The organism is Cellulomonas sp. NPDC055163, from assembly GCF_053607065.1.
In genome coordinates this window covers 343,972-368,409 of record NZ_JBSGSU010000006.1, presented here as the reverse complement: position 1 = coordinate 368,409, position 24,438 = coordinate 343,972, and the positions used below count along the sequence as shown (strand labels likewise).

Annotated in this window: 22 protein-coding genes and 1 pseudogene; 6 read left to right on the top strand and 17 right to left on the bottom strand. The window is 76.2% G+C overall.

Going from position 1 to position 24,438, the window contains the following annotated elements; translation table 11 throughout:
• Positions 1-24: 24 nt before the first annotated feature.
• Positions 25-912, bottom strand: coding sequence for a GAP family protein (locus ACWFNE_RS14245; RefSeq protein ID WP_452123079.1), 888 nt, complete (start codon positions 910-912; stop codon positions 25-27).
• A 117-nt stretch (positions 913-1,029) separates the two neighbouring features.
• Here ACWFNE_RS14245 and ACWFNE_RS14240 point away from each other — a divergent pair, with 117 nt between their 5' ends.
• Both ACWFNE_RS14240 and ACWFNE_RS14235 read left to right on the top strand, forming a co-directional pair.
• Positions 1,030-2,283, top strand: a complete 1,254-nt coding sequence (locus tag ACWFNE_RS14240; RefSeq protein WP_452123078.1) for a sensor histidine kinase — start codon at positions 1,030-1,032, stop codon at positions 2,281-2,283.
• A 65-nt stretch (positions 2,284-2,348) separates the two neighbouring features.
• The gene (locus ACWFNE_RS14235) at positions 2,349-2,942 is read left to right on the top strand and encodes a response regulator (protein ID WP_452123129.1); all 594 of its coding nucleotides are present in this window, start codon (positions 2,349-2,351) and stop codon (positions 2,940-2,942) included.
• Between the two features lie 53 nt (positions 2,943-2,995).
• Here ACWFNE_RS14235 and ACWFNE_RS14230 read toward each other — a convergent pair.
• From ACWFNE_RS14230 to purD, 12 genes and pseudogenes are all read right to left on the bottom strand, one after another.
• Positions 2,996-3,505 (bottom strand): annotated as a pseudogene (locus ACWFNE_RS14230) (ATP-binding protein); the annotation flags it as partial.
• Positions 3,506-3,589: 84 nt separating this feature from the next.
• On the bottom strand, positions 3,590-4,423 hold the full coding sequence (locus ACWFNE_RS14225; RefSeq protein WP_452123077.1) for an ABC transporter ATP-binding protein: 834 nt from the start codon (positions 4,421-4,423) through the stop codon (positions 3,590-3,592).
• Positions 4,420-5,466 (bottom strand): FecCD family ABC transporter permease, encoded by a 1,047-nt coding sequence (locus ACWFNE_RS14220; protein ID WP_452123076.1) that lies wholly within the window; start codon positions 5,464-5,466, stop codon positions 4,420-4,422. The genes ACWFNE_RS14225 and ACWFNE_RS14220 overlap by 4 nt, the downstream gene beginning before the upstream one ends.
• Positions 5,463-6,515, bottom strand: a complete 1,053-nt coding sequence (locus ACWFNE_RS14215) for a FecCD family ABC transporter permease (protein ID WP_452123075.1) — start codon at positions 6,513-6,515, stop codon at positions 5,463-5,465. The genes ACWFNE_RS14220 and ACWFNE_RS14215 overlap by 4 nt, the downstream gene beginning before the upstream one ends.
• 126 nt (positions 6,516-6,641) lie before the next feature.
• The gene (locus ACWFNE_RS14210) at positions 6,642-7,682 is read right to left on the bottom strand and encodes an iron-siderophore ABC transporter substrate-binding protein (RefSeq protein WP_452123074.1); all 1,041 of its coding nucleotides are present in this window, start codon (positions 7,680-7,682) and stop codon (positions 6,642-6,644) included.
• 139 nt (positions 7,683-7,821) lie between these two features.
• The gene (locus tag ACWFNE_RS14205; protein ID WP_452123073.1) at positions 7,822-8,640 is read right to left on the bottom strand and encodes an ANTAR domain-containing protein; all 819 of its coding nucleotides are present in this window, start codon (positions 8,638-8,640) and stop codon (positions 7,822-7,824) included.
• A 170-nt stretch (positions 8,641-8,810) separates the two neighbouring features.
• Positions 8,811-9,584, bottom strand: a complete 774-nt coding sequence (locus ACWFNE_RS14200) for an ANTAR domain-containing protein (RefSeq protein ID WP_452123072.1) — start codon at positions 9,582-9,584, stop codon at positions 8,811-8,813.
• 89 nt (positions 9,585-9,673) lie between these two features.
• Positions 9,674-10,357 (bottom strand): ANTAR domain-containing protein, encoded by a 684-nt coding sequence (locus tag ACWFNE_RS14195; RefSeq protein WP_452123071.1) that lies wholly within the window; start codon positions 10,355-10,357, stop codon positions 9,674-9,676.
• Positions 10,358-10,401: 44 nt separating this feature from the next.
• Positions 10,402-11,073, bottom strand: a complete 672-nt coding sequence (locus ACWFNE_RS14190; protein WP_452123070.1) for a GAF and ANTAR domain-containing protein — start codon at positions 11,071-11,073, stop codon at positions 10,402-10,404.
• A gap of 174 nt (positions 11,074-11,247) precedes the next feature.
• On the bottom strand, positions 11,248-12,189 hold the full coding sequence (locus ACWFNE_RS14185; protein ID WP_452123128.1) for a phosphoribosylaminoimidazolesuccinocarboxamide synthase: 942 nt from the start codon (positions 12,187-12,189) through the stop codon (positions 11,248-11,250).
• 60 nt (positions 12,190-12,249) lie between these two features.
• Complete coding sequence (locus ACWFNE_RS14180; RefSeq protein ID WP_452123069.1) at positions 12,250-13,701, bottom strand: outer membrane protein assembly factor BamB family protein; 1,452 nt, start codon at positions 13,699-13,701, stop codon at positions 12,250-12,252.
• Between the two features lie 107 nt (positions 13,702-13,808).
• Complete coding sequence (purD, locus tag ACWFNE_RS14175) at positions 13,809-15,113, bottom strand: phosphoribosylamine--glycine ligase (protein WP_452123068.1); 1,305 nt, start codon at positions 15,111-15,113, stop codon at positions 13,809-13,811.
• Between the two features lie 171 nt (positions 15,114-15,284).
• On the opposite strand from purD, the gene ACWFNE_RS14170 reads away from it, so the two are divergent.
• Together ACWFNE_RS14170 and ACWFNE_RS14165 are read left to right on the top strand one after the other, a co-directional pair.
• Positions 15,285-16,691 carry a glucose-6-phosphate dehydrogenase gene (locus tag ACWFNE_RS14170; RefSeq protein ID WP_452123067.1) on the top strand — a complete coding sequence of 469 codons (1,407 nt, stop codon included), beginning with the start codon at positions 15,285-15,287 and terminating at the stop codon, positions 16,689-16,691.
• Between the two features lie 9 nt (positions 16,692-16,700).
• Positions 16,701-17,300 (top strand): GrpB family protein, encoded by a 600-nt coding sequence (locus tag ACWFNE_RS14165; protein WP_452123066.1) that lies wholly within the window; start codon positions 16,701-16,703, stop codon positions 17,298-17,300.
• 25 nt (positions 17,301-17,325) lie between these two features.
• On the opposite strand, the gene ACWFNE_RS14160 is transcribed toward ACWFNE_RS14165, so the two are convergent.
• The 3 genes from ACWFNE_RS14160 to ACWFNE_RS14150 form a co-directional block, all read right to left on the bottom strand.
• On the bottom strand, positions 17,326-18,291 hold the full coding sequence (locus ACWFNE_RS14160; RefSeq protein WP_452123065.1) for a transglutaminase-like domain-containing protein: 966 nt from the start codon (positions 18,289-18,291) through the stop codon (positions 17,326-17,328).
• Positions 18,288-19,136: a MerR family transcriptional regulator gene (locus tag ACWFNE_RS14155; protein WP_452123064.1), complete on the bottom strand. Its 849-nt coding sequence runs from the start codon at positions 19,134-19,136 to the stop codon at positions 18,288-18,290. The genes ACWFNE_RS14160 and ACWFNE_RS14155 overlap by 4 nt, the downstream gene beginning before the upstream one ends.
• A gap of 78 nt (positions 19,137-19,214) precedes the next feature.
• Positions 19,215-19,925 carry a type 1 glutamine amidotransferase domain-containing protein gene (locus tag ACWFNE_RS14150; RefSeq protein WP_452123063.1) on the bottom strand — a complete coding sequence of 237 codons (711 nt, stop codon included), beginning with the start codon at positions 19,923-19,925 and terminating at the stop codon, positions 19,215-19,217.
• 224 nt (positions 19,926-20,149) lie between these two features.
• Here ACWFNE_RS14150 and ACWFNE_RS14145 point away from each other — a divergent pair, with 224 nt between their 5' ends.
• Positions 20,150-20,617 (top strand): hypothetical protein, encoded by a 468-nt coding sequence (locus ACWFNE_RS14145; protein WP_452123062.1) that lies wholly within the window; start codon positions 20,150-20,152, stop codon positions 20,615-20,617.
• Between the two features lie 15 nt (positions 20,618-20,632).
• Here ACWFNE_RS14145 and ACWFNE_RS14140 read toward each other — a convergent pair whose 3' ends face one another.
• Positions 20,633-22,597, bottom strand: a complete 1,965-nt coding sequence (locus tag ACWFNE_RS14140) for a phosphoenolpyruvate carboxykinase (GTP) (protein ID WP_452123061.1) — start codon at positions 22,595-22,597, stop codon at positions 20,633-20,635.
• A 168-nt stretch (positions 22,598-22,765) separates the two neighbouring features.
• On the opposite strand from ACWFNE_RS14140, the gene ACWFNE_RS14135 reads away from it, so the two are divergent.
• Complete coding sequence (locus tag ACWFNE_RS14135) at positions 22,766-24,304, top strand: helix-turn-helix domain-containing protein (protein WP_452123060.1); 1,539 nt, start codon at positions 22,766-22,768, stop codon at positions 24,302-24,304.
• The last annotated feature ends 134 nt before the right edge of the window (positions 24,305-24,438 follow it).

The following is a 24,438-nucleotide window of genomic DNA, read 5'->3' as shown; positions in this document are numbered from 1 at the left end:
GGCACCGCGCCCGGGAACCCCGGCTCAGTCCCCGATCCCCGCGACGGAGCCGGCGGTGCGGAGCGCGTCCAGCACCCACGGGAGCCGGGTGAGCGCGTCGCGCGCGAGCAGGAACCCGACGATGCCGAGGACCCACGCCGTCGTCTCCCCGGCGGACCGCTCCATCCAGCGGGCGACCCGCCCCAGCAGCGGCTCGACCGCGCCCGCGGCGACCAGGCGCCCCGCGAGCAGCACGAGCGCGGGCAGGATCATCACGAGGCAGTAGCCGACGAGCACCGTCGCCCGCTCGGGCCACGTGAGCCCCGAGCCGGTGAGCAGCCCGATCGCCCCGAGGTACGGCAGCATCGACCCGAGCTCGACGGCGGCCGCCGCGACGGCGAGGCCCACGAGCGCCCCGACGCCGCCGGCCTCGCCGCTCATCGCCCGGTCCCGCCAGCGCGTCACGCGTCCCTGCCGCCGGGTCGCCGTGGCGGGTCCGCCCGCGCCGCCCGCCACGCCGGGGCCGGCGCCGTCCCCGCTCCCGAGCCGGCGCGCGTCGACCACCACGCCGGCGCCGCCCGCCCCCGCACCGCCCGTCGCGCCGGTGGCGTCCGCCCCGCCGGCGTCGGCCTTCGGGGCCTTGTACGCGAGCGCCCAGGCCAGCAGGGCCCCGCCGAGCACGAGCTGGACGACCGAACCCGCCGTCCCCTCGCGCAGCCGCGACCCGTCGCCGAGCGCCGCGTGCGCCCCGGACATGAGGACGAGCCCGACGACGAGGTAGAACGTCGCGACCGTGCCGAGGAAGACGAGCACGCGCCGGGCGCGCACCCGCCCGGGCACCATCAGGAACCACACCGGGATGAGCAGCGTGCCGAAGCTCGTGCTGTCGATCAGGGCGAGGACGACGAGCTGTCCGAGCAGGTCAGGGGCCATGCGCCGAGCGTGTGGCGGGCGCGGGTCCCGCGTCGTCGGGCGAAAGGCGCGACGCGCGGCGGCCGGGTACATCCTTCGTCGGACCTCCCCCGGCGCGTGCTGTGCTGGGATGGCCCGATGAGGGTCCCGGACGCCGCCTGGTACCGGCGCGTGCGCGCGTCGGAGCGCACGAGCGACCTCCTCGACGCCGGGGCGGTCGCGCTCGTCGGGCTCCTGACGATCGCGGTCGGGATCGACGGCGTGTGGAGCGACCTGGCCGAGCACCGGCCGCCCGGGCCCGCGGTGCCGCTCGCCCTGCTCGCGGTCGGCTGCGCGCTCATGGTCGTGAAGCGGCGCTGGCCCGTCGGGGTGCTGCTCGCGGGCGTCGTGCTGTTCGTCGTCGACGCGTACCTCGGCGGGAGCATCGGCGTCATCGTGGTGCTCGTCGACCTCATCTACTCGGCGGCCATCCACGCCCGCGCGCGGGCCGCCGCGGTGCTCCGCTCGGCCGTCGTCGCGCTCGGCGGCGTCGGGACAGCGCTGGTGTGGGGCGTCACGCACGACGCGCAGACCACGGTGTTCCTCGCGCTGCAGTACTTCGCGCTCATCGGCACGCCGCTGTGGTGGGGCACCGCCGTGCGGCGGCAGTCGGAGCTCGCGGACCTGGCGACCGAGCGCGCCGAGGACCAGCGCCGGCTCGCGTCGCTGCGGGCCGCGGAGCTCGTGACGGAGGAGCGCGCCCGCATGGCCCGCGACCTGCACGACGCGATCGCGGGGAACCTCTCGGCCATCGCGATCCACGCGGAGGCGGCGCTCGCCGTGCCGCCCGGCGACCCGCGCTCCGCTGCCCGCGACCGGGCCGCGCTCGAGGCCGTCCGCACCGCGAGCGTCACGTCGCTGCAGGAGATGCGCTCGATGATCCTGCTGCTGCGGGCCGACGGCGCCGCGTCGGGCGACCCGACGGCGGCGGCTCCGCGGCTGCGCGAGGCCACCGAGCTCGTCGCCGCCACGCGCGCCGCCGGGCTGACCCTGACGTGGGACGGGACGATGCTCGACGACCTCCCGGCGCTGCCCTCCGCGGTGGACCAGGCCGCCTACCGGATCCTGCAGGAGTCGCTCACCAACGCCGCGAAGCACGCGCCCGGGGCGCACGTGCGGGTCGCCGTCGAGGTACACGACGGGGCGCTCGAGCTCGCGGTCGAGTCGGCCGCGCCGACCCCCGGCTCCCCCGCCGCGGAACCACCGCCCCCGGCCGGCGCCGACGGGTCCGGGCTCGGGCTCGTCACGATGCGCGAGCGCGCCGAGGCGCTCGACGGGCGGTTCGCCGCCGGCTGGGCGGGCGACGCCCGCTGGTCCGTGGTGGCGTCCCTGCCGCTCGGGGCGACCGCGTGAGCGCGGCGCCGGTGCGGGTCCTCGTCGCCGACGACCACGCCGCGATCCGCGCGGGGCTGCGGCTCATGCTCGAGACCGACCCGGCGATCACGGTGGTCGGCGAGGCCGGTGACGGCGCCGCGGCCGTGACGAACGCCCGCGCGCTGCGCCCCGACGTCGTGCTCATGGACATCCGGATGCCCGGGACCGACGGCATCGAGGCGACCCGGACGATCACCGGCGAGGGCCTGGCGGACGTGCTGGTGCTCACGACGTTCGACCTCGACGAGTACGTGTTCGGTGCGCTGCGCGCCGGGGCCGCCGGGTTCCTGCTCAAGTCCACCGAGGCCGCGGCGCTGCTCGACGCGGTGCGCCGGGTCGCCGCCGGGGAGGGCGTCGTCGCCCCCGAGGTGACCCGCCGGCTGCTCGCGGCGTTCGTCGCGCCGCCGCCCGTCGCCGCGGCGACGCCCGAGCAGATCGACGGCTGGGCCGATCTGACCGCCCGCGAGCGCGACGTGCTCGGCTGCCTCGCGCGCGGGCTGTCCAACGCCGACCTCGCGGCCGCGCTCGTCATCACCGAGGCGACCGCGAAGACCCACGTGTCGCGGGTGCTCGCGAAGCTCGGCTGCACGTCGCGCATGCAGGCGGCGATCAAGGCGCGCGCCGCCGGGCTGGGCTGAGCGGCGGCACCCGGGCGGCCCGGGCGGCCGGTCCGCGACGGGTCGAACAAGAAGATGACGCCGCGGTCGGTCTCCTTCGCGGCCTCTCCGACGGCTTCGAACACGTCGGCGAGGTCGTCGTTCAGGATCCCGGTGTCGGCCTTGCCCCACTGCGGCTCGACATCGAGGCCCCCCGTGAGGGAGCCGTCCGGTTGCACCGTCAAGGAGAAGGACCTCAGGGTCGCGGCCGCTGCGCGGGCTCGGTCACCCCAACGAACTCGCGGCGAGACCTGGAGGAGCGCACGGCGAGCCAGGTTGGCCATCTGTGGCCCGAACTCGGTGTTCTTCGAGACCTCGGCATCGATCGCGACCCAACCCTCCTCATCGGCGATACGGCGGTACTCACCAAGGAGCACGGTCTTGCCGACGCCATGCAGACCCGTCACCACCACGGACTGCTCGGTGTAGCCGGCGGCGAGGCGCCGGAGAAGGATGCGGAAGTCCTCCACCTCCGTCGCACGTCCGGCGAAGTACCTCGGCGGGGCACCGGCGTTCGGTGTGTAGGGGTTTCGCGCTCGGTCCATGGCGCGAACTTCACAACCGGGGAACATCTTCACAAGAGTTGATAAAGCGTTGCGGGAGCGAGAAAGCCTCCGCCCGCGATCCGGTCAGCGCACCGGCCGCCGCGCGGGGATGACCATCGGCGTCCCGGTCTCGGGGTCCTCGACGACGCGGCACGCGAGGTCGAAGATCTCGGCGATCCGCTCGGGGGTGACGACCTCGGCGGGCGTGCCCTCGGCGACGACCCGGCCGTCCTTCATCGCGACGAGGTGCGTCGCGTACCGGGCGGCCTGGTTGAGGTCGTGCAGCACCGCGACGAGCGTGCGGCCCTCCTCGTGCAGGCGCGCGCACAGGTCCATGACCTCGAACTGGTGGGCGATGTCGAGGAACGTCGTCGGCTCGTCGAGCAGCAGCAGGTCGGTCCCCTGCGCGAGGGCCATCGCGAGCCAGACGCGCTGCCGCTGGCCGCCCGAGAGGGTGCTGACGAGCCGGTCGCGCAGCTCGGCGACCTCGGTCGCGTGCAGGGCGTCGGCGACGGCCACCGCGTCCGCCGCCGACCACTGGCGCAGCAGCCCCTGGTGCGGGTAGCGGCCGCGCGCGACGAGGTCGCCGACCGTGATGGCCTCGGGCGCCAGCGGGCTCTGCGGCAGGAGCGCGAGGCGGCGGGCGACGTCGCGCGAGCGCAGCCGGGCGAGCGGCTCGCCGTCGAGCAGGACCTCGCCCGTGCGCGGCCGGAGCGTGCGCGCGAGGGCCCGCAGCAGCGTCGACTTGCCGCAGCCGTTGGGCCCGATGATCACCGTGAACGACGCGCGCGGGATCGTCACGGACAGGTCGTGCACCACGTCGGTCCGGTCGTAGGCGAGCGTGACGTGCTCGGCGCGCAGCGGCGCCGCCGAGGAGCCCGGCGCGACCGGCCCCGTCGCTGTCGTCGTCGGCGTCACACCGCACCCCTTCTCCACTCACGGACCAGCAGGAACGCCAGGTACAGCCCGCCGAGGCCGGCGGTCACGATCCCGACCGGGTACTGCACCCCGAACGGCAGCCGCTGCGCGAGCAGGTCGGCGAGGACGAGCAGCGTCGCGCCCGTGACCGCGGCGGCGACCATGCCGGGGCCCGACGAGCGCGTGAGGCGCCGGGCGATCTGCGGGGCGGTCAGCGCGATGAAGGCCACCGGCCCGGACACGGCCACGGCCGCCCCGGTGAGCAGCACCGCGACGACCACCGCGAGCGTGCGCGTGCGCCCGGCGTCGACGCCCAGCCCGGTCGCGGCGTCGTCCCCCATCTCGACGAGCTGGAGGCGGCGGCTCAGCGCGAGCGCGAGCGGGAGGAGCACGACGAGCGCGACGGCGACGGTCGCGGCGTCCGACCAGCCGCGCGAGCCGAGGCTCCCGTTGAGCCACGCGGCGACGACCTGCGCGTCCTCGCGGGAGGCGCGCAGGATCGCGAGCTGCACGAACGCGAGCGCCATCGCCCCGACGGCGATACCGGTCACGACCATCCGGTACGGCGCCGCGAACCCCCGCCCCGAGCCGAGCCAGACGGCCACGATCGCGACGAACGCGCCGGCGAGCGCCCCCACGGGTACGGGCACGACGCCGGGCCAGACGAGCCCCGCCGCCGCCGCTCCGGCCGCCGCACCGGCGCCGAGCCCGATGACGTCGGGGCTGCCGAGCGGGTTGCGCGTGACGCTCTGGAAGACGGCGCCCGCGACGCCGAACGCCGCCCCGGCGCCGAGCCCGACCGCGAGCCGCGGGAGCCGGTTGGTGAACACGACCCAGTCCTGCGCGCGGCTCCCCGCGCCCGCGAGCACGGTGGGCAGCTCGGTGAGCGGGACGCCGAGGTCCCCGATCGTGAGCGTCACGAGCACGGTGGCGAGCGCGACGGCGACGAGCACGAGGCAGACCCCGACCGCGCGCGGGTTCGTCACGAGCGCGACGCGGTCGCCGACCCGGAGCAGCCTCGGCGCGGCGGTGCCGGTGCTCACAGCCCGGCCCTCCCCCGCCGCACGGCCACGACCAGGAACGGTGCCCCGACGAACGCCGTCACGGCGCCGACCATGAGCTCCCCGGGCCGGGCGACCACGCGCCCGACGACGTCCGACCCGAGCACGAGCACGGGGCCGAGCAGCGCGCAGTACGGCAGGAGCCAACGGTGGTCGGACCCGGTGAACGCGCGCACGACGTGCGGCACCGCGAGCCCGACGAACGCGACCGGCCCGACGGCTGCGACCGACGCGGCGGTGAGCAGCGCCGCGGCGAACCCGCCGGCGAGCCGCGTGCGCCCGGCACGCAGCCCGAGCGACGTCGCGGCCTCGTCACCGAGCGCGAGCGCGTTGAGCGCGCGGGACAGCGCGAGCGCGACCAGCAGCCCGACGACGACGAACGGCAGGATGCGCGTGGTCGCCCCGGCGTCGCGCCCGGCGAGCGACCCGACGGCCCACACGCGGTAGCTGTCGAAGACGGTGGGGTTCGCGAGCGAGATCGCCTCGACGAGCGCGACGAGCGCGGCGGTGACCGCGGCGCCCGCGAGCACGAGCCGCACGGGCGTCGGCCCGCGCCCGCCCGCGCCGATCGCGTACACGGCGCCCGCGGCGAGCAGCGCGCCGGGCACCGCCGCCCACACCGACCGCCCGGCGCCTGCCCCGGCGAGGGCCGTCACGACCACGACCGACGCGGCCGCGCCGGCGTTGACGCCGAGCAGCCCGGGGTCACCGAGCGGGTTGCGCGTGATGCCCTGGATCACCGCCCCGGCGACGGCGAGCGCGGCACCGACGAGGATCCCGAGCACGGTCCGCGGGAGGCGCGAGTCCACGACGACGGACGCGTAGGACCCGTCGGGCGCGACGAGCGCACCCCACACGTCGCCGAGCGGCACGGCCTTCGAGCCGACCGTGACGCTCAGCGCGCACGCGACCACGACGAGCGCCGCGGCGGCGAGCAGCCCGACCGCGAGCCACCACGAGCGCGCGCGCGAGCCCCGCACGTGGGTGACGTGCCGGGCCGGGGCCGACGGCGGTGCGTCGAGGGTGCTCATGGGTGCGTCACCGGGGGGTGCGTGTCGAGGGCGTGCGCGTCCGGGGGGTGCGTGTCCGGGCGCCCCGCGGCCGCGCCGGTCCGGGGCCGCGAAGGCGCTCCGGAGCCGGCACGACAGCGGCGGCGGTCAGGACGCGGGGACGGCCGCGACGGCCTCGGCGATCTGCGGCACGTACGTGTCGAGCGCCCACGGGATGCTCAGCGGCGAGGCGACCGAGACGGCCATCCCGAGCTGGGTGTCGAGCATCGGCAGGTACGAGCCGCGCTGGAACGCGGGGATCTGCTGCCACAGCGGCTGCGCCTCGGTGGCCTGCTGCTCGGTCTCGTCGTTGAACCACGTGAACAGCACGTCGGCGTCGGCGAGCTGGTCGGCGTTCTCCAGGCCGAGCGTCGCGGCGAACGTGCCCTCGCTCGCCGTGAGGCCCGCGACGGACGGCGCGAGCTCGAGCCCGAGGCCGGTGAGCAGCGACACGCGCGTGTCGCCCGGCAGGTAGACGCTGAGCGTGCCGGGCGTGCCGCCGTAGACGTAGGCGAACGTCGTGCCCTCGAACTCGGGGTGCGCCGCGGCGGCGTCGGTCAGCGCGGCCTCGCGTGCCTCGAGCACCGCGTCGGCCTTCTCGGGGACGCCGAGCGCCTCGGCGGAGATCCGCACCTGGTCCTCGATGGTCGTCTGCCACGGCTCGCCCGGGTAGGCGACGACGGGCGCGAACTCGGCGAGCTGGTCGAACACGTCCTGCTCGAGGCCGGACTGCGGCGCGAGGATCAGGTCGGGCTCGAGGCCGACGATCGCCTCGACGTCGAGCTCCGGGTACATCTGGACCGTCGTCGGCAGCTCGCCGCCGTCCGCCTCGATCGCGGCACGCAGCCACGGCTGGTAGCCGTCCTCGTCGCCGCCCCACGTGTCCTCCTCGACGCCGACGGGTGTGACGCCGAGCGAGTACGCGATGTCCCCCGAGCCCCAGCCGAGCGTCACGACGCGCTCGGGCGCCTCCTCGATCACGGCGTCACCGAGCGCGGACTCGATCGTCACCGGGAACGCGCCGCCGGCGGTCTCCTCGGGCTCGGCCGCGGTGTCGTCGGACGCGCAGGCGGCGAGGGTCAGGGCGAGGGCCGCGGCGGTCGCGGCGACGGCGGCGAGCGGCCGACGGCGGGTCGTGCGTGCAGGCACGGGTGGCTCCGTTCAGGTTCGACGAGGGGGTGCGCGCTCGGCCCACCCCCAGGACGTGCGTGCAAAGGTAAGCCTAACCTTCGCCGGCGGGTCCGCGGACCGCGATCACGTCACACCACGGGTCGGGTGCCCTGCATGGTCAGACGGTGCCGTGCGGGCCCGCGTCGAGGTCGCCGTCGTCGTGCCCGTCACCGTGCCCGTCGTCGTGCCCGTCGCCGTCAGGCCCTGCGCCCGGCGGGCCGACGACCCCGTGGTCGAGGTCGACGGGCCAGCCCCCGGGGCCGTGCAGGATCGTGCGAGCGAGCAGCACGACCTCGACGCCCGCCCGGAGCGCCGCGGCCCGCAGCAGCACGCGGGCCTCCGCGATGCCGACCAGCCGCGAGGCCGCCACGAAGCCGACGGCACGCTCGACGAGGTCGTGGTCCGCGAGCCGCTCGACGGCGTCCCGTGCGTCGGCGAGGCTGCGGAACGGCACGTCGCCGTTGGTGACACCGGGCCCGCGCGGCAGGCCGAGCACGCGGCGCACGGCGTCCTCCTGCCCGTCGAACGCCCCGGGGTCCGCGGCGTACAGCGTGAGCGAGCCGCCGGGCGCCGCGCTGCCGTCGAGCGGGAACGACAGGCTGCTCCGCACCCCGTTGCTCGACGCGGCCTGCGCGTGCTCCGCCCAGCGCTCCTCGCTCAGGGGGTCCGGCACGGCGTCCTCCCGCCCGTCGAGCGCCGCCGGGCCGCGCCCACCCCCGAAGAGGTCCTGCACCCCGTCGAGCGCGTGCGCGACGAGGTGGGGGGCCACGAGCGTCAGCGTCAGGCCGTGCTCCCCGAGGATGAGGCTCAGACCGACGAGCGAGGGGACGAGCTGCGCCGCGTCCTGCGCCATGCGCCGCAGCGTCGCGACGAGGTCGTCCTGCTTGCCGGCGTCCAGGGACGCGAGCAGCAGTGCCGTCTCGGGGATCGGATCCACCGTGTGCTCCAGAAGCCTGCGGGCGAGTCGAGGATCGGCGCACCTGAGTCCATCATCCGCCCGGATCCGGCCGGGCGCGCAACCTCGGTGGAGCGGGTGAACGCCCCGGGGCGCTCACGTGCGGAGCGTCCCGGGAGCTCCCACCCAGGGCAGGGCACGGGTGCTGGTCGTCACCTCGTCGTGCGCCGACCTCGGTACGGCGGCGCGGCCGAGCGCGCGTCGAGCTCCGCCGGCCTCGCCGTCGCCGCGCCGGTGGCGCCCTCGACGAGCGCCGCCGCGACATCCCGCGCGTCGACTCCCCGACGACGTGCCGCGCTCTCCAGCCCCGCGAGCGCCTCGTCGGCCGAGCACCGGTTCTCGGCCATGAGGACGCCCACCGCCTGGTCGATCGCGGCCCGCCCCGCGAGCGCCGAGCGCAGGTCCGCCGCGAGCTCCGCGCGGTCCGTCCAGAGCAGGCAGATGCGGAGCGCGCGCGCGACCTCCTGCACGGAGAGCTCGGTGCGCACGAGTGCGTCCGCGTCCCACGGCCCGTCGAGCGTGCTGAGCACGGTGAACGTGACCGCGCAGCCCTCGCGCACGGTGCGTGTCACGACCGCCGCCGTCCGGTAGCCCGCCGCGGCGGCCGCCTCGCGCCACTGCGGCCACCGCCGCTCCGCGGCCACGTCGACGACCACGACCCGGTGACCCGCCTCGACCGACGCCACCGACGGCCCGGCGTACGACTCGAGCTCCGCCTCGACGCACGACGCTGCCGCCGGGCCGCTGCTCACGGTCTGCGGGCCGCGACCGGTCCGGTGCACCGTGGCCGCGACGTCCACGCCGGCCGGCACGCAGGTGCGGGCGTGGCGGACGACCGCGTCGAGCAGGTCCCGCACCTCGGTGGCGTCCACGAGCGCGTCCTGCAGGGCACCGACCACCTCCGCCCGTTCGAGCGACAGCTGCACCGTGACCACCCCCTGGCCGGATCCGACGCACCCAGGATGGCGCGCGGCGCGGAGGGACGCCACCCCGCCGGGGACTCGCGGTCCTGCGGTCAGCTGCCGCCGACGAGCGCCCGCGCGACCGTCACCAGGTCCGTCCCCGCACGCTCCGCCGCGTCGACCAGCCGCGCGCGCGCCCGGTCCGCGTCGAGCTGCTCGCTCGCCATGAGGTAGCCGACGGCCTGCTCGACCACGTCGAGCGCGCGCAGGTCCTGCAGCCCGGACCCGGCGGCGGTCCGCGTGCGGAACGGGAGGTCCGCGTTGGTCACCGCCACGTCGACGCCGGCGCCGACGACCGCGCGCAGCGCGTCCCGGGTGCCCGCGAACGCGTGCTCGTCCGCCGCGTACACGTTCACCGACGCCGGCCCCATCCCGGGGACCGTGAGGGGCAGCGACAGGGTGCTGCGCACGCCCGACGCGGCCGCGGCGACAGCGAAGCGCCGCCAGCGGTCCTCGTCCAGGACGTCCGTGAGCTCGATCTCGACGTCCTCGGCCGCGGTCTCGACGCACGGGCCGCCGACCAGGTACTGCACGGCGTCGAGCGCCGCCGTCGTCCCGTCCGTGGACGCGAGCGTGAAGGTCAGCTTTCCGTGCGCGACGCTCAGGCTCAGGCCCACGCAGGACGGGACGACCTCGGCGACGCGCGCGGCGAGCTCGCGCAGCGCGCCCTCGACGTCCCCCGCGTCCGACGCACGCAGTGCGCGCAGGAGCTCGACCGTGCCAGGAACCGGTTCCACGGCACCCCTTCCATCGGTCCCTCGATCGTGGCCCAGCGACGGTCTCAGCGCTCGTCGAGCCGGGTCGGCGACCCCACCGGTGCGCCCGAGAGGACGCCGACCACGATCCGTGCGGCGACCTCGAGGCTCACCTCGACGTCCACGGACGTGCGCCTCAGCACCTCGAGCGCCTCGTCGGCGGAGCACGCGTTGCAGTGCATGATCGCGCCGACCGCGTGCTCGACCGTGACGCGGGCACCCATCGCGCCCCGCACCTCGGTCGCCGCGTGCGCGGCCGTCAGGACCACGAGCCGGCTCTGCACGGCCCGGGCGATCGTGCGTGCGTGCTCCTGCGCGACGGCGAGCATCTCGTCGTCCCATGGATCGGGGCTGCGGAAGTAGATGTTCAGCGCGACGGCGACCTCGGGTGCGACCGGCGCGGGCACGGCGACCGCCGACACGTAGCCCTCGTGCAGAGCCTGCTCGCGCCACTCCGGCCACTGCGTGTCGTCGGCGATGCGTGGCAGGAAGACCGCCTCCTGGCTCTCCATCGCCTGGAGGCAGGGCCCGTGGTGCAGGCGTGACTCGACCTGGTCGCAGCGTGCGGACGCCTCGTCGCTGCTCGCGACCCGCAGCATCGCGCCGTGGTGCCGGAACGTGATGCTTGAGCCGGCCGTGTCGCCGAACGAGCTCGCGACCTCGAGGGCGAGCGCATCGAGGTAGGTGGTCTCGACCATGAGCTGCCGGCCCGTCCGGCGGGGGTCCGCCCGTGCAGCGGTGACGCCGGCCCCGGGCGAGCAGGCGACATGCCATCGACCCCTCCACCTTCGCACACGGCGCGGGCCGTGAACCCTCCCGGGCCCGACCGGTTCGGCCGCTCTTTCCGGGGCGCAGCCGCGCGTCGCCGCGGCTCAGCCCAAGCCGTGCCCCGTGAGCCGCTCGAACGCCTCGACGTACCGGGCACGGGTCCGCTCGACGACGTCGGCCGGCAGCGCAGGAGGCGCGGCGTCCCCCGCGCGGTCCCAGCCGGACGCGGGCGACGTGAGCCAGTCCCGCACGAACTGCTTGTCGAAGCTCGGCTGCGCTCGGCCCGGCTCCCAGGCGTCCGCGGGCCAGAACCGCGACGAGTCCGGCGTGAGCACCTCGTCGCCAAGCGTGACGGCACCCGTGACGGGGTCGGTGCCGAACTCGAGCTTCGTGTCCGCGAGGATCACGCCGCGCTCGCGCGCGATCCCCTCGGCGCGGGCGTACACCGCGAGCGTGAGCTCCCGGATCCGCCCGGCCGCCTCGGCGCCGACGGTCCCCGCGACGACGTCGAAGCTCACGTTCTCGTCGTGGTCGCCGAGCTCGGCCTTGGTCGCGGGCGTGAAGATCGGCTCGGCGAGGCGCGAGCCGTCCACGAGCCCGGGCGGCAGCGGGATCCCGGTGACCTCGCCGCCCGCGCGGTACTCGGCGAGGCCGGAGCCGGTGAGGTAGCCGCGCGCGACGCACTCGACCGGGAACATCTCGAGCCGGCGGCACACCATCGCGCGTCCCGCGAACACGGGCGGGACGTCACCGGGCGCGTCGCCGGGCTCGGCGGTCACGACGTGGTTCGGGACGAGGTCCTCGAGCTGCGCGAACCACCACAGGCTCAGCTGCGTGAGGACGATGCCCTTGTCGGGGATCTCGGAGGCGAGCACGTGGTCGTACGCGCTGATCCGGTCGCTCGCCACGACGAGCACGACGTCGCCGTGCCGCTCGCGCACCGCGCGACCGACCTCGCTCCCGGTGTCGGGGACGTACAGGTCACGGACCTTCCCCGAGTAGGTGTGGGTCCAGCCGGCCGGTGCGGTCGTCGCGCTCACGCGCACATCCTGCCGCACGCACCGCGCGCGGGGGACGACGCGTTCACGCCGCGCGGCGGCCGTCCGCTACGGCGCCAGCACGACCGTCTCGCCCGAGCCCACGACGAGCACGCGACCGTCCGGCAGCCTCTCCAGCGAGCCCTCGGCGACCGGCGCCGGCGCACGCCAGACCTCCCTGCCGGTCTCGACCACCCGCGCCACCAGGTCGGTCGAGCCGTCGCCGCCGCGGACGGGCGTGAGGAGCACCCGGCCGTCCGTCAGCAGGCTCACGCCGGTCGGCGGCGCCGGGTCGTCGTGGGACCAGACCGTCGCGCCGCTGCGCGCGTCCACCGCCGTGGTCCGCTGCTCGTCGCGCAGGACCACGAGGCCGTCGAGCACCGCGACCTGCCAGGAGGAGACGCGCGAGCGCCACAGCTCGTCGCCGGTCCGGGCGTCCACCGCCATGACCCCGGGACGCCCGGACGACGACAGGAGCAGAGCCTGCGGGGCGCTTCCGTCGTCGGCGACGGGGCGGAGCGCGTAGCCGGACGCGGTGAAGCGCTGCTGGCCGTCCTCGTCCTGCACCACGACCTCGAGGCGCTCCTCGCCGACGGCGGTCGAGATCGCGACCCCGCCGTCGGGCATCCGCAGGCGGTCGAGCTCCTGCACCGCCGGGCGACCGCCCCCGGCGGTGTCGACGACCTCGCCGGTCGCCGCGTCGAGCGTCACGGACACCTGCCCGGACGCCAGCGTCATCGTGTCCTCGCCCACGGAGGTCCGGACGCCCTGGGACCCCTGCTCGACGCGGGGGCCGACGAACTCCCAGGCCAGCGCGCCCGTCAGCAGGTCCCACCGGCGCCCGACCACCCGGCCCTCGCCGTCGAGGCCGAGCGTCGCGACGCCGTCGTCGACCTCGGAGGTCGAGCCCGTGCCCGGCCCCGACAGTGCGAACTGCCGCAGGACGTCTCCCCCGACCGGGTCGAGCACGGTGACCTCGGTGCCCTGCTCGTCGATGCCTCCGCCGCGGGAGTCGGTGCACCCGAGCACGGCCTCGCCGGGCTCGGTCCGTGCGGGTGCCGGTCCCCACGGGCCGACGCGCCGGCCGTCCGGGCCGAGGCGCTCGAGCCAGCACCAGCCCGCCCCGCCGACGCCCTGCTCCCAGCGGGCCTCGCCGTCGCGCACGCCGACGCCGATCACCCCCTGGTTCGTGCCGCCGTGCAGGACCGCGACGTCCCCGACGACACCGAGCACGCCCTGGCGCGGGGCCCGCCACACCTCGGCGAGCGGCTCGGCGAGGGACACCGTGAGCCCGTCCGTGGCTGCGAGCCGCGCGGCCTGGGCCCGGTCGGCACGCCACTCGACGGCCCCGACGACACCGACGACGAGTGCCACGACGACGGCCGTGACCGCCCAGGCCCGTCCGGGCACGCGCCGCAGCAGCTCACGCCAGTCGGCCCCGGGCTCGGCCTCGGGCACGGCGTCGTCACCGACGATCTCGACGAGCTCGACGTCGACCTGGCCCTGCCGCGGCGCACGCACGGGCCGACGCTAGCGCGGCACGCGCACCGCTGGGGGCGGCGACCGCCACGCCCCCGGGTGGGACGCGGCACGCGTGCCGGTGGGAGCGGCCGCCGTGTCCCCGGGGGTCAGGCCGAGGGCCCCAGCGACACCGCGCGCGCGATGTCCGTCCGGTGGTGCGAGCCCGCGAGCTCGATCTGCTCGACGCCCGCGTAGGCCGCCGCCCGCGCGTCCGCGAGGTCGGCACCGACGCCGACGACCGAGAGCACCCGCCCGCCGGCCGAGACCAGCCGGGCGCCCGCGAGCGCGTCGTCGTCGTCCCCGGCGGGGTTCTGCTGGAGCGCGGTGCCCGCGTGCAGCACGTGCACCCCGGGGACCTGCTCGGCGTCCTCGATGCCGGTGATCTCGTCGCCGCCGCGGACCGCGCCGGGGTAGCCCTCGGACGCGACGACGACCGTCACGGCGGCCTGGTCGCTCCACTCGAGCGGCGGCAGGTCCGCGAGCGCGCCGGTCGCGGCGGCGTGCAGGACCCCGGCGAGCGGCGTCGCGAGGCGGGCCAGCACGACCTGGGTCTCGGGGTCGCCGAAGCGGGCGTTGAACTCGACGACCTTGGTGCCGCGCGTGGTGAGCGCGAGGCCGACGTACAGCACGCCCGCGAACGGCGTGCCGCGGCGGGCCATCTCGTCGATCGTCGGCTGCGCGACGCGCGTGACGACCTCCTCGACGAGCCCGCGCGGCGCCCACGGCAGAGGGGAGTACGCGCCCATGCCGCCGGTGTTGGGGCCGCGGTCGTCGTCGTGCGCGCGCTTGAAGTCCTGCGCGGGGACGAGGGGGACGACGGTCGCGCCGTCGGACAGGCAGAACAGCGAGACCTCGGGGCCGTCGAGGTACTCCTCGATGACGACGCGGGCCCCGGGCTTCGCGAGGCACGCGTGCGCGTGGGCGAGCGCCTCGGCGTAGTCGGTGGTCACGACCACGCCCTTGCCCGCGGCGAGGCCGTCGTCCTTGACGACGTACGGCGCGCCGAGCTCGTCGAGCGCCGCCGCGGCCTCCTCGGGGGTCGACGCGACGCGCGGCTCCGCGGTCGGGACGCCGGCGGCGGCCATCACGTCCTTGGCGAACGCCTTGGACCCCTCGAGCTGCGCGGCCTCGCCGCTCGGCCCGAACACGGCGATCCCGGCCTCGCGCACCGCGTCCGCGACGCCCGCGACGAGCGGGGCCTCGGGCCCGACGATCACGAGGTCGACACCGAGCGAGCGGGCCAGCGCGGCCACCCCGGCTCCGTCGAGCGGGTCGACGCCGTGGATCCGGGCGTGCTGCGCGATGCCCGGGTTGCCGGGAGCGGCGTGCAGGCCGGTGACCTGGGGGTCGCGGGACAGCGCGCGGACGAGGGCGTGCTCGCGCGCGCCGGTGCCGATGACGAGGATCTCCACGGCCGGGAGCCTACCCAGCGCCGCCGCACCGGGCCCGGGGTGTCCGCGGGGCCGTCGGCGGTCCGCGGGGCCCGGGGCGAGCCCCGGTTGCGCCCCCCGTGCCGCTCGGGTGGAGTGGGGACGCGCTCGCTCACGCCGGAGCAGGGCCGCCGCACTCGGGGACGGACGACGATGACCGCACACATGATCGTGCTGGGCGCCACGGGTGACCTCACGCGCCGCTACCTCCTCCCCGGCCTCACGCAGGTGCTGCACCTCGTCGAGGGCGGGGTCCGGCTCGTCGGCGTCGCGCAGGACGACCTCACCCCGGACGCGTTCCGCGAGCACGTGCGCGGCGTCGTCGCGGAGCACCCCGGGCACGGGCCCGCCGAGCAGGTGCGCGCGCTCGCCGACGAGGCCGGGTTCGTGCACGGCGACGTGACGGACCCGGCGACGCTGCAGCAGGCGTTCACCGAGGCCGCCCCCGAGGGCGACGAGCCCGTCGTGCTGTACCTCGCGCTGCCGCACGTGCTGTTCCGTGACGTCATCGCGGCGCTCGGGCGGTGCGAGCGGCCGGCCGGGCTGCGCGTCGTCGTCGAGAAGCCGTTCGGCGAGGACCTCGAGGGCGCCCGCACGCTCAACGCGGAGCTCGCGGCGGTCGTCCCCGAGGACCGCACGTTCCGCGTCGACCACTTCCTCGCGAAGCAGACCGTGATCAACCTGCTGGGCCTGCGGTTCGCGAACGCCGTCCTCGAGCCGCTGTGGAACAGCCGGTACGTCGAGAGCGTCGACATCGTGTTCGACGAGACCGTCGACTCCCAGGCCCGCGGCAGCTACTACGACCGCTCGGGCGCGCTGCGCGACATGGTGCAGAACCACCTGCTGCAGCTCCTCACCTACGTCGCCATGGAGCCGCCGCTCTCGGTCGGGCCGGCGGACCTGTCCAAGCGCAAGGTCGACGTCCTGCGCGCGGTGCGCGAGCTGTCCCCCGAGGAGGTCGCGCGCGCGACCGTGCGCGGGCGGTACACGAGCGGGGAGGTCACCGGGAAGGACGGCGAGACCCGGCAGGTCGACGCGTACGTGGACGCGAAGGGCGTCGACGCCGCGCGCGCGACGGAGACCTACGCGGACGTCACGCTGTCCATCGACAACTGGCGCTGGGGCGGCGTGCCGTTCCGGCTGCGCACCGGCAAGGCGCTCGACTCGGACCGGCGCGAGGTCGTCGTCCGGTTCCGGCCCGTGCCCCACGACGTGTTCACCGGCCAGCACCCCGAGGCCAACGAGCTGCGCCTCCAGCTCGACCCCGACCGGATGTCGCTGCGGCTCAACGTCAACGGCATCGGCGACCCGTTCGACCTGGAGACCGTGCAGCTCGACACCGAGCTCGCGCGCCAGGACCCGACGCCGTACGGGCAGCTGCTGCTCGCGGTGATCGCGGGCGACACCCGGCTGTCCGCGCACGCCGAGGAGGCCGAGGAGGGCTGGCGCATCGTGCAGCCGATCCTCGACGCCTGGGCGGCCGGTGCGACGCCGCTCGTCGACTACCCGGCGGGCAGCGCGGGACCGGAGCGACAGACGCAGCCCCCGCACGCTCGCTAGCCTCGGGCGGTGCCGACCGCAGCAGAGATCGTCCGCCACCACCCCTACGACCCCGACGGCGCCGAGTGGCTCGCCCCCTCGACCCCGGAGCCGATCACGGTCACCGACCACGACCCCGCCTGGGCCGACGCCGCCGCGGTGCTCGCGGACCGCGTCCGGCGGGCGCTCGCCGACGGGGTGCTCGCGCTCGAGCACGTCGGGTCGACCTCGGTCCCCGGCCTCGCCGCGAAGCCGATCATCGACCTCGACCTCACCGTCACCGACTCCACGGACGAGGCCGCGTACGTGCCGGCGCTCGAGGCGGAGGGCTTCACGCTCGTCCTGCGGGAGCGGGCCTGGCACGAGCACCGCGTCCTCGTGCACGCGGGACCCCGGGCGAACCTGCACGTCTGGAGCCCCGACTCCCCCGAGGCGGTCCGGCACCGGCTCCTGCGGGACTGGCTCCGCGAGCACCCCGAGGACCGCGCGGCCTACGCCGCGGCCAAGCACGCGGCTGCGGACCGGCTGCGCGCGGACGGCGGCGGGTCGGGCATGGACTACAACGAGCTCAAGGCGCCGGTCGTCCGCGAGATCCTCGACCGCGTGTTCCGGGCGCACGGGCTGCTCTGAGCGGCGGCGCCCGAGACGCGGCGGGTCAGTGCTGCACCTCGCGCACGGCCCGCGCGGTCAGGTCGACCGTGGCCTGCACACCCCGCGGGGAGTCGCACACCACGCCGGTCCGCGGGTCGAGGCGCGGGTCGGCCGCGAGCGCGTCGAGCTCCGCGAGGTGCGCGTCCGGGTCGAGGAGCAGCGCGGCGGCCCGGTCGACGAGCGCGTCGAGCTCGGGGTCGTCGGGCACCGCGACCTCGGTGAGCTCGCCGTCGGGGCCGACGGCCGGTGGGGTCATCGCGCCCCACAGGTCCCACAGCAGCAGCTCGTGCCCGGTCAGGTGCGCGAGCTCGACGACCACGTAGTTGCGCACGAACCAGCGCCCGCGCAGCGGAAGGTCGGGGCTCACGCCGTAGCCGTCGAGGTCCGCAGCGCCGAGACGGCCCGCACGGTGGTCGAGCCAGAGCCGCGACGCCGGCCGGAACGGGCTGCCGGGCCCGGTGCCGAGGTCCGCGACGTCGACGTCCGCCCAGTCGGCGGGGTCCATCTGCGCGTCGACGCGGACCCACGCCGCCCGCGAGGCGTCCCAGCGCTCGGCGACGACGTGGTCGTGCGCGAACCCGGGGCGCAGGTACGGCGCGAGCCCGACGCGGCTGCGCGCCGGGACGCCGTGCTCGCGTAGCGCGGCGACGTGCAGCAGCGTGAAGTCGCGGCAGCAGCCGACGAGGCACGCGTCGACGTCGCGCCGCTCCGACAGGGGTGCCGGGTCGTGCTCGGCGAGGCGCGCGAGCATCGCCTCGACCCAGCGGCTGTCGATCTCGGCGAGCCGGTCGGGCGGGAACGAGAGACCGGAGGCGACGTAGTGCACGACGAGCCCGCGGACCGCGGCGGCGAGCGCGTCGAGGTCCGCCGGGAGCGTGCGCAGCAGTGCCGCGTGCGCACCGGGGTCGGTGAAGGGGGTGTGGGTGCGGTACCGGTCGAGCGCGTCGCCCCGGTCGCCGGCGCGGGTCACGGGGCGACCTCCGCCGCGGCCACCGGCGCGTACGGGAACGCGATGTCCACCGCGGGTGTCGCGTCGTCGACCGCGACCCAGTCGGCGAAGTACACCTCGCGCGGGTCGAGCGTGCGGGTGTGGCCGTGCTCGGCGACCCACGCGGCGACCGCGTCGAACGCGAACATGATGTGCGGCGCCCGGACCTCGCCCTTGGTGATCCGGGCGTACGCCTCGTGGTGCGCGGGCTCGACGCGCACGGTGACCTCGGTCGTCGGCTGGACGGTGCCGCTGAACGGGACGCACACCTCGACGCGCCCCGCGGAGTCCGTGGTGGACGGCGTGCGGTACACCGTCCAGTCGATGTCCCGGGCCGCCGCGCCGCACGCCGCGAGGTGCTCGCGCAGCCGGCCGATCGCCTCCGGGATGTACCGCGGGAGGTCCGGCTGCAGCACGTGAGCCGACGTCGTGGCGACCTTCTCGTCGGGCACGTGCCGCGTGAGCACCGGGATCACGGGCCGCTCGGCGCCGTCGAGCTCCGTGAGCAGGTAGCGCACGACGCCGTCGCGCTGGCGGTGGTCGTCGGCCTCCCCGCGCCACCAGGCCCGCAGCCGCTCCGGGTCCCGGTCGGCGAGCAGCGCCCCGATGTCCGCGAGCGGCATGCGGACCTGGCGCAGCAGCCCGATGAGCCGCGCCCGGTCGAGCTGACCGGTGTCGTAGTACCGGTACCCCGACGCCGGGTCGACGCGCGCGGGCGGCAGCAGCCCGAGCTCGTCGTACAGGCGCAGCGCCTTGAGGCTGAGGCCCGACCGGTCGGCGAGCTGGCCGATCGTCAGGAGCGCGGGTGGCTGGTGCGTCGTCGTCACACGGTCACTGTCGACCCTGCCCCAGGGGGAGGGTCAAGGGCGGCATGGCGGACGGGGGCGACGCGGGCCGCGCCCGGCTCAGCGCCGGCTGGCCCCCAGCGCGTCGAGCACGGCCTGCGCGACCTCCTCGCTCGACTGCGGGTTCTGCCCCGAGACCAGGTTGCCGTCGCGGACCACGAAGCTCGACCACGCCGGGCCCGCCTCGACGACCGCGCCGCGCTCGCGCAGCCGGGTCGCGACGAACCACGGCGTCGTCTCGCCCGTGCCGCCGGTGCGCTCCTCCTCGTCGGTGAACACCGCGAGCCGCCGCCCGGCGAACTGGAACCCGCCGTCGTCGGTCGTCGCGGACAGCAGCGCCGCCGGCCCGTGGCAGAACGGCGCGATCACCAGTCCCGCCGCGTCGGCCTGCACGAGGAGGCGGCCCAGCGCCGGGTCGACGGCGAGGTCGACCATCGGGCCGTGCCCGCCCGGGATCACGACGGCGTCGAACCCGCTGACGTCGACCCCCTCGAGCGCGACCGGCGCGTCGAGGGCGCCGCCGATCCCGCGGAGGTAGGCGTGCAGGTCGTCGACCTTCTCGGCGCTGCCGACGGTCGTCGGGTCGAGCGAGGCCGGGTCCACCGTGGGGCGCGCGCCCCCCGGCGTCGCGACGACGACGTCGTGCCCGGCGCCGGTCAGCGTCCGGTGCGCGACGACCAGCTCCTCGGCCCAGAACCCCGTCGGGTGCGCGGTGCCGTCGGTGAGCACGAGGGTGTCGGCGGCCGAGACCACCATGAGGACGCGGGACACGGGAGGCTCCTGTCGGACGGGTGCGTGAACAGCACGAGTCTGGGCGATCGACGGCCGGAGCGCGCCCGGGCCGTCCGGGAACCCGCCCGTCGGTGCAGCGTGGGCGCCCGGACGGCTGCCCGACCGGGCCTGGTGTCCCCCGCGCGTGCCGACGACGCTCGGACGAGGGCGGCACGGCCCGTCCGCACGCAGGCCGGCGAGCCTGCCGAACCGGGAGGGACGCCATGGACGAGCGCGAGGGCGGCTTCCTGTCCCCCGACGACGTGCGCGCGCTGCTGTACGAGCGGCCGGCGGCGACCCGCACGTACCGCGTCGACCGGGAGACCCTGCGGGCGCTCCCGTCGGACGACCCGCCCGAGATGCGCACGATGGACGACGCGGAGGTCCGTGAGCTCGCGGAGCACCTGGAGGTCCGGGTCGACGACCTCGACGGACCGTTCCGCGTCGTCGATCTCCACTGCCCGGAGTGCGACCGGCACACGACGTTCCTCGACTTCGTCGCGACCGCCGAGAAGCACGGCGCGCACGAGCTCGTGCAGCTCCGCGGCGTGCTCACCGGCCGGGCGGGTGCGTGGCTGACGATCCGCGGGCGCGACGGCGGCCGGCCCGTGGACTGCGTCGGGTGCGGGACGACGCTGCGCCCCCGCGAGGGCTACTCCGAGTACTCGTCGTCGAGCTACGCGTACGCGTGAGCGACGCGCGCCCGCTCAGACCTCCCCGAGCCGCGAGCGCAGCGTCGCGAGCTCCTCGGTGAGCCGTTCGGGCAGGTGCGCGCCGAACCGGGCGAAGAACTCCTCGGTCAGGTCGCACTCGGCGCGCCACGAGGCGGCGTCGACGCGGAACAGCTCGTCGAGGTCCTCCGCGGGGAGGTCCAACCCCCGCAGGTCGAGCGCACCGGCGGTCACGGCCGGGTCCGCACCGGGAGCCGGCAGCAGCCCGACCGGGGAGTCGACGACGCCCGTGGCGTCCGCGGTGTCGCCCGCGACCCGCCCGAGCACCCACGCGAGCACGCGGGAGTTCTCCCCGAAGCCCGGCCACAGCCACCGGCCGCCGGTGCCCTTGCGGAACCAGTTGACCTGGAAGACCGCCGGGAGCGGCACGCCGCGCGCCTCGAGCTCGGCACCGAGCCGCAGCCAGTGGCCCCAGTGGTCGGCCATGTTGTAGCCGCAGAACGGGAGCATCGCGAACGGGTCGCGGCGCAGCGCCCCGACGGTGCCCTCGGCGGCGGCGGTCTGCTCGGAGGAGATCGTCGCGCCCATGAACACCCCGTGCGCCCAGTCCCTGGCCTGCGCGACGAGCGGGACGTTGCTCGCGCGGCGGCCGCCGAACAGGATCGCGTCGATCGGGACGCCCGCGGGCGAGTCCCAGTCGTCGGCGATGGTCGGGCATTGGTCGGCGGCGACCGTGAAGCGCGAGTTCGGGTGCGCGGCGGGCGTCGGGCTGTCCGGCGTCCAGTCGTTCCCGCGCCAGTCCGTCAGGTGGGCGGGCGGGGTGTCGGTCAGGCCCTCCCACCACACGTCGCCGTCGTCGGTCAGCGCGACGTTCGTGAAGAGCACGTCGGACCGCAGCGTCTCGATCGCCGTCGGGTTGGTCGCCGGGCCCGTGCCGGGGGCGACGCCGAAGAACCCGGCCTCGGGGTTGATCGCGCGCAGCCGCCCGTCGGTGCCGGGGCCGCCGGGACGCATCCACGCGATGTCGTCGCCGATGGTCTCGACCGTCCACCCGGGCAGCGTCGGGCGCAGCATCGCGAGGTTCGTCTTGCCGCACGCCGAGGGGAACGCCGCGGCGACGTGGAAGACGCGCTGCGCAGGGTCGGTCACGCGCAGGACCAGCATGTGCTCGGCGAGCCAGCCCTCGTCGCGCGCCATGACGGACGCGATGCGCAGCGCGAAGCACTTCTTGCCGAGCAGCGCGTTGCCGCCGTACCCGGAGCCGAACGACCAGATCTCCCGCGTCTCGGGGAAGTGCGCGATGTACTTCGTGCGGTTGCAGGGCCACGGCACGTCCGCGACCGGCTCGCCGTCACGGCCCACGAGCGGCGCCCCGACGGAGTGGATCGCGGGCACGAAGTCGCCGTCGGCCCCGAGCAGGTCGAGCACCGGGGAGCCGACGCGCGTCATGACCTGCATGCTCACCACGACGTACGGCGAGTCGGTGACCTGGACGCCGAGCTGCGAGATGGGTCCGCCGAGCGGGCCCATCGAGAACGGGACGACGTACATCGTGCGGCCGCGCATCGACCCCGCGAACGCGCCGCGCAGCTCGGCGCGCATCGCGGTGGGCTGGCGCCAGTTGTTCGTCGGGCCCGCGTCCTCCTCGCGCAGCGAGCAGATGAACGTGCGGTCCTCGACGCGCGCGACGTCGTCGGGGTCCGAGCGCGCGAGGTAGCTGTCCGGGCGCAGCTCGGGGTTCAGCGGGACCAGCGTGCCGGCCTCGACCATGCCGTCGACGAGGCGCTGCTTCTGCTCGGCCGACCCGTCGACCCAGACGACGTCGTCGGGCTCGGTGAGGTCGGCGATCCGCTGCACCCAGGCGCGCAGCCGCCAGTGGGTCGTCGGGGCGGTGGCGTCGGCCGTGCGGCGGCGGCCCGGTGCCGACGACGCACCGCCGGGCCGGGCGTCGGCGACGGTGCGCGTCGCGGGTCGGGCGTCGGGGCGGTCGATGACGGTCATGGGACGGACCTCCTGCTGCGGGTGGCTCGGGCGGACGGCTCGGACGTGGCGGGCGGGGCCGGCGGCTCGGCGACGGTGACGACCTCCCTTCCACTGTGGCCCCGTACCGCCGCACTTTCCCGGCTCCAGGCCTGTCAAGAACTACGGATCTTTCGCTACCGTCAAGCCATGACCCCCGACGCCGTGGGACCGAGCGCGCAGGACCGTCCGCTGCCCCCGGGAGCACCCGGAGCCCCCGGCACGGACCCCGCCACCCCGGCCCGCCGCCGGCCCGACGGCAGCGACCTCCTCACGCTCGGCCGCCGTATCCGGCACTTCCGCACGAGCCGGGGTCTCACGCTCGACCAGCTCGCGCAGGCGACCGGCTCCGCCCCGAGCCAGCTCTCGCTCGTCGAGAACGGCCACCGCGAGCCGCGCCTCTCGCTCCTGCAGGCGCTCGCGGCGGCACTGCACGTCGAGGTCGCCGAGCTCCTCGCCCCCGAGCCCCCGAGCCGCCGCGCCGCGCTCGAGATCGCCCTCGACCGTGCGCAGCGCTCGCACCTCTACTCAGGCCTGGGGCTGCCGTCCGTCCGCCCGAGCCGCGGCATGCCGGTCGAGGCGCTCGAGGCCCTCGTCGGGCTGCACGCCGAGCTCGCGCGCCGCGAGACCGAGTCGATCGCGACGCCCGAGGAGGCCCGCCGCGCCAACACCGAGCTGCGGCTGTGGATGCAGGAGCGCGACAACCACCTGCCCGAGATCGAGCGCGTCGGCGAGGACCTCGCGCGCAGGGCCGGGTACACGGTCGGCGCCCTCACGCACCGCGCCGTCGCGCGCATGGCCGAGCAGCTCGGCTTCCAGATCCTGCACGTCGACGACCTGCCGCACTCGACCCGCACCGTGACGGACCTCGCGAGCGGGCGCATCTACCTGCCGCCCGCGTCGATCCCCGGCGGGCACGGGCTGCGCTCGCTCGCGCTCCAGGCGATCGGGCACCGCGTGCTCGGCCACGACCGGCCCGTCTCCTACGCCGACTTCCTGCGTCAGCGCATGGAGATCAACTACTTCGCCGCGTCGTGCCTCATCCCGCGCAGCGCCGCGCTCGAGTTCCTCGGTGCCGCGAAGCGCGCCAAGGACCTCGCGATCGAGGACTTCCGCGACGCGTTCGGCGTCACGCACGAGGCCGCGGCGCACCGGTTCACGAACCTCGCGACGAGCGAGCTCGGGCTGCCGGTGCACTTCCTGCGCGTGGGCGACGACGGCGCCCTGACCCGCGGCTACGAGAACGACGGCATCACGTTCCCGACCGACCCGACGGGCGCGATCGAGGGCCAGCCCGTGTGCCGGCGCTGGGCCGCGCGCGGGTCGCTCGTGCGCCGCGACCGCACGACGGAGTACCACCAGTACACCGACACCCCGCAGGGCACGTACTGGTGCACCTCGCAGACCGGCGCGTCCGAGTCGGGCGAGTTCTCCATCACCGTCGGCGTCCCGTTCGCGCACGCGTCGTGGTTCCGCGGCCGGGACACCGCGCTGCGCACGCAGTCCCGCTGCCCCGACCCGTCGTGCTGCCGACGGCCCGACGCCGAGCTGAGCCGCCGCTGGCGCTCGGCCTCGTGGCCGTCCGCGACGCTGCACGCGCAGGTCCTCGCGCCGCTGCCCCAGGGCACGTTCCCGGGCGTGGACGACGCCGAGGTGTACGCGTTCCTGGAGCGGCACGCGGCGCGCTGACGAGGGGCGCCCGAGGACGCCGGGCGCGACGGGCGACGGGGGCACCGCCTTCCGCCACGGCGCGGGCCGACGTGCGGGCGGCCGTCGCGGGACGCGAGCCGGCGTGCGGGCCGGCCGTCGCGAGTCGACACCCC